General features: G+C 58.1%; 10 protein-coding genes and 1 pseudogene. 6 read left to right on the top strand and 5 right to left on the bottom strand.

Going from position 1 to position 11183, the window contains the following annotated elements:
* A pseudogene (locus ACFC25_RS22385) lies at window positions 1–879 on the top strand (molybdopterin cofactor-binding domain-containing protein); the annotation flags it as partial.
* 411 nt (window positions 880–1290) lie between these two features.
* Here ACFC25_RS22385 and ACFC25_RS22390 read toward each other — a convergent pair.
* Together ACFC25_RS22390 and ACFC25_RS22395 are read right to left on the bottom strand one after the other, a co-directional pair.
* Window positions 1291–2016, bottom strand: a complete 726-nt coding sequence (locus ACFC25_RS22390) for an SDR family oxidoreductase (RefSeq protein WP_376049232.1) — start codon at window positions 2014–2016, stop codon at window positions 1291–1293.
* Between the two features lie 26 nt (window positions 2017–2042).
* Complete coding sequence (locus tag ACFC25_RS22395) at window positions 2043–3104, bottom strand: aldo/keto reductase (protein WP_376049235.1); 1062 nt, start codon at window positions 3102–3104, stop codon at window positions 2043–2045.
* 114 nt (window positions 3105–3218) lie between these two features.
* On the opposite strand from ACFC25_RS22395, the gene ACFC25_RS22400 reads away from it, so the two are divergent.
* The gene (locus tag ACFC25_RS22400; protein ID WP_376049238.1) at window positions 3219–3788 is read left to right on the top strand and encodes a TetR/AcrR family transcriptional regulator; all 570 of its coding nucleotides are present in this window, start codon (window positions 3219–3221) and stop codon (window positions 3786–3788) included.
* Window positions 3789–3980: 192 nt separating this feature from the next.
* Here the strand turns inward: ACFC25_RS22400 and ACFC25_RS22405 are convergent, their stop codons facing one another.
* The 3 genes from ACFC25_RS22405 to ACFC25_RS22415 all read right to left on the bottom strand — a co-directional run bounded on the left by ACFC25_RS22405 (window position 3981) and on the right by ACFC25_RS22415 (window position 6688).
* Complete coding sequence (locus ACFC25_RS22405) at window positions 3981–4619, bottom strand: DUF1989 domain-containing protein (protein WP_376049241.1); 639 nt, start codon at window positions 4617–4619, stop codon at window positions 3981–3983.
* Entirely contained in the window at window positions 4616–5200 is a 585-nt protein-coding gene (locus ACFC25_RS22410; protein ID WP_376049244.1) for a DUF1989 domain-containing protein, read from the bottom strand. The genes ACFC25_RS22405 and ACFC25_RS22410 overlap by 4 nt, the downstream gene beginning before the upstream one ends.
* 873 nt (window positions 5201–6073) lie before the next feature.
* A complete protein-coding gene (locus tag ACFC25_RS22415) occupies window positions 6074–6688 on the bottom strand; it encodes a nuclear transport factor 2 family protein (RefSeq protein ID WP_376049246.1) in 615 nt (204 codons plus the stop codon).
* Window positions 6689–7156: 468 nt separating this feature from the next.
* Here ACFC25_RS22415 and ACFC25_RS22420 point away from each other — a divergent pair, with 468 nt between their 5' ends.
* The 4 genes from ACFC25_RS22420 to ACFC25_RS22435 all read left to right on the top strand — a co-directional run bounded on the left by ACFC25_RS22420 (window position 7157) and on the right by ACFC25_RS22435 (window position 10880).
* The gene (locus tag ACFC25_RS22420) at window positions 7157–8026 is read left to right on the top strand and encodes a dioxygenase (protein ID WP_376049249.1); all 870 of its coding nucleotides are present in this window, start codon (window positions 7157–7159) and stop codon (window positions 8024–8026) included.
* Between the two features lie 11 nt (window positions 8027–8037).
* Entirely contained in the window at window positions 8038–9099 is a 1062-nt protein-coding gene (locus tag ACFC25_RS22425) for a maleylacetate reductase (protein WP_376049252.1), read from the top strand.
* 61 nt (window positions 9100–9160) lie between these two features.
* Window positions 9161–9538: a nuclear transport factor 2 family protein gene (locus ACFC25_RS22430; protein WP_376049258.1), complete on the top strand. Its 378-nt coding sequence runs from the start codon at window positions 9161–9163 to the stop codon at window positions 9536–9538.
* Window positions 9539–10097: 559 nt separating this feature from the next.
* A complete protein-coding gene (locus ACFC25_RS22435) occupies window positions 10098–10880 on the top strand; it encodes an SDR family NAD(P)-dependent oxidoreductase (RefSeq protein ID WP_376049255.1) in 783 nt (260 codons plus the stop codon).
* Window positions 10881–11183 lie beyond the last annotated feature (303 nt).

Below are 11183 nucleotides of genomic sequence, written 5' to 3' on the forward strand. Positions count from 1 at the left end.
CCCCCCCAGCACACACCCGGTAGCCAACCTCAGATACAAGCGAGGAACCGCGGCCAGCTCAGGCGCGGACCTGAATGGCGGGGCGGTCAAGAACGTCTGCGAACAGATCAGTTCCCGCTTAGCGGAGGTTGTTGCCGGATGCTCAACATCCACCCCGACGATGTGCGGTTCGAGGACGGCAAAGTCACCGGGGTCGGGTTCCATGACCGCGACCTCAGTTTCGCCGAAGTGGTACGCGACGCGTACTTCCAGCGGGTCCAGCTCTGGGCAGCAGGGTACTACCGGACAGAGGGACTGCACTGGGACAGCGCCCGCATGCAAGGCGAGCCGTTCAAGTACTTCAGTTACGAGGCGGCCGTCACCGAAGTGGAGGTGGACGGGTTCACGCGCCTACCGGCAGTTACGGGCAGATATCGTGAATGACGTGGGCGACAGCCCTTCGCCGCTGATCGATGTCGCAGATTGAGGGCGGCTACGTCCCGGGCGCGGGATGGCTGACTCTTGAGGACCTGCGGTGGGACGTGTCCGACGGCCCCGGCAGTGGACGGCTGACCACCCAGTCAGCAAGCACCTATAAGCTGCCGAGCTTTTTCCGAGATGCCGGAGCAATTCAACGTTCACCTGTTCGAACGCGCCACTGAAAGCGGCGTCGTCTACGGTTCAAAAGCCGTAGGCAAGTCGCCGCTCATGTTGGCCATCAGCGTCAGGGAGTCGCTGCGCGAAGCGGTTGCCGCCTTCGGCGCCGGGGGCAGCACAGTCGAGCTCGCCAGTCCCGCCACCCCCGAAGCGGTCTTCTGGGCTATCGAACGGGTCTGCCTGCAGGCCAAGGACAACCCTGACGATGCTGTCGGTCCCCCGCTCATCGCGTCAGTGCCTTGAAATGGACTGGCTGAAAGCTCTTCAGCACCTGAGGACCACAGGCCTGCCCGGCGTCCTGGCCACCGTATCCGAGGTGCGCGGACCTGCCCCCCCGGGTGGCAGGCGCCAAGATGGTGGTAGGGACGGATTCGATGTGGGGAACCATCGGGAAGTTCAGGAAGGGCTAACGGTGTAGGTGACGAGCATTTACGGTGTTGTTGAGTACTTCACGTCGCAAGGGCCGACTGCTCTTCTATGGGACTGGCCAGTGCAGACGTCGCGGCCTCCTTAGATCTTCTGCCTGCTAGAAAAAGTCAGACCCGACAGGAAATGTCGGGTCTGACTCAAGATCAGTCCCACGCTCTGCAATGAGCTATAGCCTCAAAGCGGAGCGGGTGGGACCAGAGCCCGCAATATAGAGAATTGAGCAAATTAGGCCCGGAGGCCGTACCCGCCGGCCACAATAATCTCCTGACCGGTCACGTAACTGGCGGCATTCGAGGCGAGAAAGGCCACGACCTCGGCGATCTCCTCGCTGGTTCCGAACCGCTGCAGCGGAATGTTAGCTTGCATTGCTTCGCGCGCCTCTTTGGGCACTCCAAGCTTGTCGAACAACGGTGTGGCAGTGGCGCCGGGACTAACCGCGTTAACGCGAATGTTCCTCGGTGCCAGCTCAAGTGCCACCGAGGGGAGCATTGCCAGCAGCGCACCTCGGGTGGCTGCTCCAACCGTTGTCCCCGGTGCCCCGCGTGTGGAACCAATTCCCACAGTGAAAACGACAGCACTCCCGTTGTTGAGAAGAGGGAGAGCCTTCTGCAGGGTGAAATACTGACCCTTGAAGTTGATGTCGACCTGGGCGTCGAACGACTCCTCCGTTACGTCGACGACTGAGGCGGGCCAGAATACCCCGGCATTCAAGAACAGGAGGTCAATCGAACCGAGGTGCTGCTTTACAGTTGCGATCAATTCCGTGGTGTCGGCAAGCGACGCGGAATCGGCCTGCACGATCAGGACGTCATCGGGCAGGTCGAGCCGGGCCTCATTGATAGTCTCCGGATTCCGGCCAGTGACGGCTACCCGGAAGCCCCGCGAGTGCAACAGGTGTGCGGTGGCCTTTCCGATGCCGCTGGTCCCGCCGGTGATAAGTGCAGTAGGCATGTACTTCCTCTCGTTTTGGTTGATGTTCAGGTCCGGGACTGGATGACCAGGTCGCCCCGGGTCTGGACGCGAATGTGATCACTGGCGAGCATTGCGTGGGGGAAACCAAGGTCGATGGCACTGGCCTCGTCGAGCTGCGCCACATGGGAAGAGGTTAGATCGACCTTCAGAGCTCCCAAGTTCTCCTGAAGCTGCCCGATGGTCCGCGCTCCGATGACGGGAGCGGTTACATCCGGGTTCTGCAGCGTCCAGGCCAGTCCGACCTGTGCTGGAGTGCAACCGAGTTCGCTGGCCACTTCCTTCACCACCTCGACGATCGCAAGGTTGCGCTCGGTCACACCGCCAAGAGAAACGTTGAAACCCCTGCGGGAGCTCTCGCCCTCAGATGGCTGCGGTGTTAAGTCGGCCCGACTGTACTTACCGGTCAGAACGCCCCCCGCCAGAGGCGACCACAACACTGCTCCCAGGCCCAGCTCGCGTGCCATAGGCAGTAGATCGCGCTCCCCCGTGCGTTCTATTAGGTTGTATTCCAGCTGTAGTGCCACTAAAGGTGACCAGCCCCGCAAGTCGGCGATCGTCTGTAAGCGAGAGACCTGCCAGGCAGGAGCGTTGGAGATCGCTACGTAGAGCACTTTGCCCTGCCGTACCAGGTCATCCAGTCCGCGGAGGATTTCCTCCACGGGAGTGGATGAGTCCCAAACATGCAGGTAGAGCAGGTCGATGTAGTCAGTATTGAGCTGCCGCAAGCTGGTCTCAACCGCTCCGAAAAGGCTCTTGCGGCTGGCGCCGCCGGAGTTGGGATCGTCGGGCCGGCGAAGGGTCGAGTATTTCGTCGCTAAGACCAAGCGGTCACGAGCTCCCCTGGAAAATTCACCTAGCATCCGCTCGGAAGTGCCGTCAGTATAAGTCACCGCTGTGTCGATGAAGTTTCCTCCCTGCTCGACGTAGTGGTCGAAGATCTTTCGTGCCTCGCCTTTTTCTGCTCCCCAACCCCACTCATTGCCGAAGGTCGCTGCTCCGAGAGCGAGCGGCGAGACTCGCAGCCCGGACTTTCCTAGCTGACGGTACGTGCTGAGCGTGAGTGACATCATGATCTCCCGTATGGTCCATCCAATAAGCGGGGACATCCCCGCTTACAAACGATAGTACACTAAGAGGAGATATCCCCGCTTACCATTCATGCATAGAGACGGACGCACCCAATGACACGCCCCAAGCCTCTTCTTCGCTCCGACGCGCAACGCAACCGCGCTCATCTCATCGCTACAGCTGCAGAGGTTTTCGCCTCTGACCGGGCAATTTCGCTGGATGCGATCGCCAGGCGTGCCGGTGTGGGTAGCGGCACTCTCTACCGTCATTTTCCGACGCGTGAAGACCTGATCGAGGAGGTCTACCGTGACCAGATCCGTCCGCTTCGTGACAAAGCGATCGACCTTATGCGCACTGAGAGTCCAACGCGCGCTCTGCACCTTTGGATGTTGGATTTTGCAGAATGGACCGGCTCGCGGCGCGGCATCTGCGAAGCGCTGGTAGCGATGAGTGCTTCCGGGCGTTTCGGCTCCGGACCCGTCTGCGACGAGGTGCAGCAGGTCCTGCAGATGCTTCTTAACGCCGGAGCCGAGGCTGGAGAACTCCGAATTGGAATAAATCCGCTCGACGTCGGCGGCATGTTGGTGGGCAGTTTGTCCGTCGCCGGAGCACCAGGACAGCGCAATCAGCTCGACCGCATGATCACCATCATCGTCGACGGACTAAGCCAGACCCACTCCTGACATCCACCAAGGCACGGTTAGGGACAGCAGCTATGCGGTTCCTTTAGGGTCGAGGCTGAACGCCTGCGTGAGGGCTTCGAGGATCCGCTGGGAGGGGCGTCGATTTTGGCCGCACCACTTGGCCATAGCTGCCAGGAGCCGCGTTATGTTTGAAGCGCGTCATGACTTTGTAAAACGGACCTACGTGCGCCGTCACAACTGAGACGGGAACACTTGGATCCTGCTGGACGTCGGGTTGAATCCGTTCAACAGCGTCAGCTCCTGCGGGCAGTTGGACATAGCGATAAGCAGGTCCTTCTCGGCTCGGAATTCAATCGCTGATCCGGCCCCAGACTTGCAGCTGGCGGACGAAACCAGGCCGTCGGTGTCGATCGGATAGTTCATGAAGACGTTTAGAGAATAGGGAATGTCCTCTGGAGCAATACCGTAGTCCCGGAGCTGTTCAACGAAATTGACGTGACATGTGCGCTTGCCGGCACCCAACCCGTTGTTCCGGTTGCGGTTCATTCCTGGAGAGCAGCTTCCACAGATCATGTCATGGCTTCCGACGTCATCGGAGGTAATCGTCAGCAGGGCTTCAAGATCGTCGGAAACAACCTGATCCCCGGTCGTGAAGTAGATTTTCCCTGCCTTGGAAATGGAACTGAAGGGAGAAATTCTCTCTTCAAAGTTGTGCCGGTTGAATGCGATGATGTCAACGCACTGTTGGCCTTCGAGATCTGTGAGACGGATTATCGAGCCTGCGCTTACCTCGAACGCTCGCCCTTGACGGGCCGGGATGACAAAGTCCTGGATCGCGTCTCGTGTCGTGCTTTGTTCCATCCTCTTCATGCCTCTCCCTTGCGTGAAACGACCTTGACCGTGATGGCCGCGCCATTAGGTGTACCGCCCAAAATATAGGGGTTGTTGATGATCGCAACAGTGAGGTCGAGGTCCGCGCGGAAGTGAACTGTGTCGCCGACGCGACTTCCTCGTGCGGCTGACACCTGTCCTGCACCATCGAGGTCATGGTGGACAAACGCCTGGAAAGGGAAGGGCAGCTGTGTTGGCCGAAGACCGAGATCTCTGGCTGTCTCGCGCAGCAGGTCCCTGCCGAGCTGCCCTGCCGTCCACGAGCGACCGCCTTTGGAGCCGAGCGGTGTAGGAAGAATTGAGTGCTTTCCAGCACTGTCCTGCACGATTGTCATCATCGGCTGGCAGAAGTACGAGTAGAGAATGTGCCCGGTCGAGAAGAACGCTGCCTTGTTAAGCATCAAGGTGTTGGCCGGTGAAAAGCGTTCCCGATGGTCACCGGCAACGATAGGTATGAGCTGGGCCGCTTGGCCACCGACCTCATCCGTGAGCACCAAGGTCGCACCGAAGGCAACTGAAATAATCTGGTGGCTGCCCGAGCGAATCGCTGTGGAGAGCATGGGGAGCAGTCCCTTTCATTCGTAGTACATTTTTTCTTGAAAGTCGGGGTCTCTTCGACATAGCTGCAAGAACTCCCGTTCGATAGCGAATCTGGCAGTCTTGCGAGGTCAGGAGCGGGCGCAGGCCGTAAGCGACTACCGCTGCAGTCGCGCTGGGGCAAGGCCTGTAGTATCGCGCACGCTCCTGCTGAGCTCTCGTTCACAGCAAAGCAAATCCAGTTCATGGGTGAGTCCGTATTCGACGTCCGGGCTCAGGGCGACAGTATAAGTTCTGAAGCTGTGTCTTGTTATAAGTATGCCGCAATTTGCAGCTTTGCTTCTGAGCACAAGTGCGGCTTGCTCTAACTGGTAATCTCTTGAAATGCGGTCCTGAGCTTCAATAGTGATCAAATTCTCTGACGACATAGTTGGCTCCATTGTCAAATTTCTGGGCATTTTGCATTTCTATTCGGCTATTGTGGACAGGTATGATCACGCTTTCGGATATTTTTGGGAGCGGTCACCTTTAGATAGCGTCCAAGTATCGGCGTTTGAAACACGGTCGGGGCCCAATCGGTGGTAGCAGTATCCGTGGATGCTGACTTTCATAGGATCCGAACTGACGATTCGTTTGCGGTTGGTTGGCAGCAGATACTTGGCCTAGTCCAGCCTTGCTTCGGAAAGTCTGCCCGCTTCCTCCTGCAGTGAGGGAAGAACGTCGTGGATCTTCTCATAGCTGACAGTTACCCATACGACGTCCCCGGGGGGCAGGCCCGCTTTCCCGCGTTATGCGGATGCCGTCCAGACAACTCCACGGTGACGCCCGGTGACACTTTGGTCTGACTGCTGCACCGGAAACGGTCCTGGAGTTGGCTAGGCTGGATTAATTTGCGCTCAGAGTGGACTTCCCGGTGATGCTGATCCCGCCAACCACTCCTCGCCCTCCTTATATAGGAGCTCAACTTCAGGTCCTGTTAGACCAGGAAGAGCTTGCCTGATTTCGTAGCCAACTTCCTGCTGCAGGTATGCCAGATGCCGGTATCCAGCAGGAAAGCGGTCGAGCTTCGCCTGGTCCAAAACAAGGGCAGCTGCCGGGTCTAAAACGTCCAGACGGTCCTTTTCGTAGATGGGCTGACGCCGCACGACCTTCCATTCGCCGTGTTCCTGTTCAAAGAAGTCATAGAAGCGCCCGGTGCACGTGACATCTACCCAAACATCGTGAACAGTCGCCCGCTGTGAAATAGTCATTTTGGTTTGCGCGATAGCCCTCCGCCCTACGACGTCTGACGAGGTTCCGCCCAGGAAGTGGAGAATGCTAACTCCAGCATCGAATCCTTTTTGACTGGCGAGGATAAATTCGCGCGCAGATCCTTGGAACCAAGTGGCCGTCATCCAGCCGTCCGTGTGCCAGACCGTACTGAACCGGTCCCAGTCGCCCGCGTCACGGTATATGGCCCAGTTCTCGACGACTTCCCGAATTCTCATTCTGTTGACAAGTTGCTCGTCCATTCTGATTCCATTTCTCTAGGCCTGGTATTGATGCAAACAGTTTCGTTCAGAAAATAGAGTGGGTGCAGCTTTAGATCCGCCCAGCGAAACGTAAACTCTACGGAGGTACCCCCGAGAGAAGTCGTCGTGAGTCAGTAAGCGGGAAGCAGAGGAAATTTGCCCCAGTTTCGCCCGGTGAAATACGACGGGTGGACTTCAGCGCTGGGCGCATAACCTATTGGGGAACGGTTACGAAAGCTCGCTCGCTATGACAGGAGGCGAATTACGCAACTCACCCGCCCTCATGCTTACGGCAGCTGATCTCGCCCGAACTATCGTGTGGGCGGTCGACAGTCGGAGCTATGGCTATCGCCAATATAAGGATGAGGCAGATGCGCGACAGCATTCACGGCCGCGGTGTCGCTGCGAACCCGTAATAACACCGCCATGGCATCGCCAATCCGACCACCAACCACTCAGGGAGCACAGATGGCAGCGAACATTGACGCCGAAACCCTCACCTCCGAGGTGTTACAAAGTTGGGCGCAAACGCCAGACGAACGGCTGAGACAGATCCTGGGCAGTCTGACTACCCACCTTCACTCGTTCGTCCAGGAGGTCGCCCCTACCATCCAGGAGTGGGACCAGGCCATTGACTTTCTTACGAAAACTGGGAAGACCTGCACGGATGTCAGGCAGGAATTCATCCTGCTCTCTGACGTCCTGGGGGTCTCCATGCTCGTGGAAACAATCAACGGGCAAGAAACTCCGGACGCCACGGACTCAACTGTTCTAGGGCCCTTCCACATGGTCGAGTCCCCTGGCCGGGCACTCGGTGATGACATCTCCCCGGAAAGTGAAGGACCACGATGTGTGGTCAGCGGAAGAATCCTCTCCGTCGATGGATCTCCTATCCCAAACGCGGTAATCGATATCTGGCAAGCTGACACAAAGGGCTTCTATGACGTCCAGCAGCCCGGGACCCAGAGCATCGGTAACGGCCGGGCCCTCCTGCGTTCAGACTCCGATGGCCAATTCCATTTCCGCAGCGTCGTGCCGATGTACTACCCCATCCCTACAGACGGGCCTGTGGGTAAACTACTCCTGGCCACGGCACGGCATCCCTTCCGCCCCGCCCACATCCATTTTCTCGTCACCGCCCCGGGCTACCGGGAGCTGACCACCCATATCTTTATCGGCGGCAGCGACTATATCGATTCAGACACCGTCTTTGCTGTAAAGACATCACTGGTCAAGGACTTCAGGGAGAACCCTGACCCCGATGACGCCGCACATTACGGGGTCCAGAGCCCCTTCCGGCACGGCCATTTTGATATCGTCCTGCACCCTGAGCATTAGGAGATAACACCGTGCCTTCCCCGTTTTTCTATCAATCGCTGCCCATGCGCGTCAGCTTCGGCGCCGGATACCGGTCAAAACTGGCTGACGAAGTGAACAGACTTGGCCTTAGAAAAGTCCTTGTTCTCGCTACCGAATTCCAAGCGGGTTTGGCCCAGGAAATCTCGGACTCCCTTGGGGAACTGAGCGTCGGCGTCTATTCCAAAGCAGAAATGCACGTCCCAATAGAGACCGCCCGGGACGCCCAGCGCTGCGCCACCGAAGCTGGCGCCGACGGCTGCATCGCCGTCGGCGGCGGATCCACAACAGGGTTGGGCAAAGCCATCGCCTTGGAATACGGCACACCAATTATCGCTTTGCCAACCACCTATGCCGGCTCGGAAATGACACCCGTCTGGGGACTGACCGCCGACGGAGAGAAGAAGACAGGCAAGGACCCACGCGTGCTGCCGGCGAGTGTAATCTACGACCCGGAACTGACCCTCTCGCTCCCGGTGGACATGTCAGTAACCAGCGGATTTAACGCCATCGCCCATGCAGTCGAGGCGCTCTACGCACCCGACGGTTCCCCTATTATTTCGCTGATGGCCGAAGAAGGGGTCCGCGCTCTTGTCACCGCGCTTCCAAACATCACACAAAATCCCCAACACATCGGACATCGCAGCGACGCACTGTACGGAGCCTGGCTCTGCGGAGCGACCCTTGGAGCCACCACGATGTCCCTGCACCACAAGCTCTGCCACACATTGGGCGGTACTTTCAACCTCCCCCATGCCGAAACGCATACTGTCGTCTTGCCCTATGCCCTCGCCTATAACGCCCCTTCCGCTCCCGGCGCAGTCGAAGCGTTGCGTCGGGCCACCGGGGCGCAGAACCCCGCTGCCTACCTGCGTGACCTCAGCATTAAACTTGGAGCCCCCGCTTCGCTGCGTGAGCTAGGTCTGTCCGCAGAGAACCTCGAAAGGGCCGTCGCTCTCGCCACGCGAAACCCTTACGCAAATCCGCGGGATGTCACCCAGGAAGGGATCCGAAGGCTGCTCACCGCCGCCCTACATGGTGAGCCAATTACTTAGTAGTCTCCAAAAGCTTGGGGAACCCATATGCCTAGTCACGAGGAATCTACCTTTGCCGCAGATGCCCATCCCGGTGCACGCAGAAATACGGGACTTGGAAAAGCGTCGATACGACGCGGTTCTCTCCCAAAACTTCGACACTCTGGCAGACCTTTGCCATGCGGATCTCATTTATGGGCACTCAGGCGGGAACCGCGACACCCTGGACCAGTACCTGGGCAAGCTGAGGACCGGCGCGCTGCGCTACGAACACATTGACACTGCTGTGCACAGCATAGTGATCGTAGGGGATGCAGCCCTCGTCATTGGCGAAATGAAGGCTTCCCTTTTCGTAGATGGCAGAAAGAAAACCATCAACAACAGTTGCCTCGCAGTTTGGACCAAAGAAGACGGTAGCTGGAAATTTATCGCGTACCAGCCCACCCCTTGCCTCGTATGATGCGCGCCAACAAGCGACGATGCGAGGAGAACATTGAATGATTGCGGCCGCAACCAGAGTCTTAGTTATGTGCGGGACGGCGGCGTGGTTCAACGGGAATGCAGTGTCGGATATCGGTCGCCAAAATGGAAAGAATTGGAGTGTCTGTGGAATCGTTACCATTCGGGCATCCGGCCCGGGGTTCTCTTAACGACGCAACATCCGTCAAGTGGTCCGACCTACTTCCCGGAGATACCGTCGTTTTAGTCGGTCCGGGACCGTCACAGGCTGGTGTTGTGGATGCTGCATCGGCCGACGGCCAGTTTCTATGGCTTATTCTCAGCGACGGTAATGGCCGCCGGCTGTTTCAGGCTTGTGATGTGTATAGGACTCTGAGGGACACGGAGGCCATTAAATGGCACACATTGAAGTAATGGGAACGTTATTTGGGGTACTTGTTGACGGCCGAATAAAGCCGACCTTTTTTGGGGCAAAACAATGCCGGTGTCTCGACTCTTCGGGCATGTAGAACGTCGGAGGATTGCTCTGAGTATATGAACAGAAAGAGCACCGCATAGCCATGAATAAAACAGAATCAACACCAGCACGCGTTGCAGTCGTAACGGGAGGGGCAGGCGGGCTCGGACAGGTCATTTCTGAAGTTCTGCTGAATGACGGATTCCGCGTCGCTATGCTCGACCTGGATTCCGAGCATTTGAAAAGCGCAATCAGTAAGCTGCCTGAACAGTTCCAAGGGAATGTTCTGCCCCTAGAGACCGACATCACGGAAGAGGCATCCGTTCATCGGGCCCTGGCCGCTGTGGACTCTCACTGGGGCCGCCTCGATGCGCTTATCAATAATGCCGGCATCGAGATTGGAAGCAAGCTCACGGACGTGAACATGCTCGACTGGGAACGAACGTTTTCTGTAAACGTGGCGGGCCCCATGCGATTAATCAAACATGCTCTGCCGTTTTGGCTCCGGCAGCAGGAGGGTACTGTGGTCAGCATCGGGTCGCGCACATGGCTGAGCGGCAGTGACGACGCTGCCTACGCCTCGTCCAAGGCCGCGATAGTGGGGCTCATGCGGTCAGTGGCATTCGGACTCGGGCCGCTCGGCGTCAACGCCAATGTTGTTGCCCCCAGCTTCGTTCGCACCCCCTTAAACTCAAGTAAAGGCAGCCAGGAGTATGTTGAAGACTACGCTCGCCAATTCGAGGCGATGACGCCCCTTCGCCGGCTCATCGAGCCCGTGGATGTAGCCAACGCCGTAGCCTTTCTCGCCTCAAGGCGAGCGCGCAACATCACCGGCGAGGTGCTCCACGTCGCAGCGGGATCGCAAATGGCACCAGCTATACGATGATGAATGGTCGTGATGGCGAGACCACAGTTGCTGTCAATGAACGCGTGACAAGGGAGCCACGGACGGCGATGGAGTGCAGTGGCCTGTGGCGGGTCTATAGATATTGGGTCCTCGTCCCAATCGACCACGTTTTTCTTGAGATCGCACTGGAAGTACCACCCGCTGGGCCGTCTCGGTGCCGCTGACTGACCAGGGTCGTGTTGGCAAAGTCCGTCTAGTGCAACTGTGCGGTGCTTTGGCAGATAGTGGTGAACCGGGCGAGAGGATGTGTGTGGAAATATCACCGGTGTGTGCTGCGGGGGT

It is taken from the genome of Pseudarthrobacter sp. NPDC055928 (assembly GCF_042270935.1).
Lineage (GTDB): Bacteria > Actinomycetota > Actinomycetes > Actinomycetales > Micrococcaceae > Arthrobacter.

Excerpts from the sequence above, each read along its gene's own strand:
- ACFC25_RS22435 (WP_376049255.1), top strand. The coding sequence starts at position 10,098 with ATGAATAAAACAGAATCAACACCAGCACGCGTTGCAGTCGTAACGGGA.
- ACFC25_RS22415 (WP_376049246.1), bottom strand. The coding sequence starts at position 6,688 with ATGGACGAGCAACTTGTCAACAGAATGAGAATTCGGGAAGTCGTCGAG.
- ACFC25_RS22430 (WP_376049258.1), top strand. The coding sequence starts at position 9,161 with ATGCCCATCCCGGTGCACGCAGAAATACGGGACTTGGAAAAGCGTCGA.
- ACFC25_RS22395 (WP_376049235.1), bottom strand. The coding sequence starts at position 3,104 with ATGTCACTCACGCTCAGCACGTACCGTCAGCTAGGAAAGTCCGGGCTG.
- ACFC25_RS22390 (WP_376049232.1), bottom strand. The coding sequence starts at position 2,016 with ATGCCTACTGCACTTATCACCGGCGGGACCAGCGGCATCGGAAAGGCC.
- ACFC25_RS22420 (WP_376049249.1), top strand. The coding sequence starts at position 7,157 with ATGGCAGCGAACATTGACGCCGAAACCCTCACCTCCGAGGTGTTACAA.
- ACFC25_RS22410 (WP_376049244.1), bottom strand. The coding sequence starts at position 5,200 with ATGCTCTCCACAGCGATTCGCTCGGGCAGCCACCAGATTATTTCAGTT.
- ACFC25_RS22405 (WP_376049241.1), bottom strand. The coding sequence starts at position 4,619 with ATGAAGAGGATGGAACAAAGCACGACACGAGACGCGATCCAGGACTTT.
- ACFC25_RS22400 (WP_376049238.1), top strand. The coding sequence starts at position 3,219 with ATGACACGCCCCAAGCCTCTTCTTCGCTCCGACGCGCAACGCAACCGC.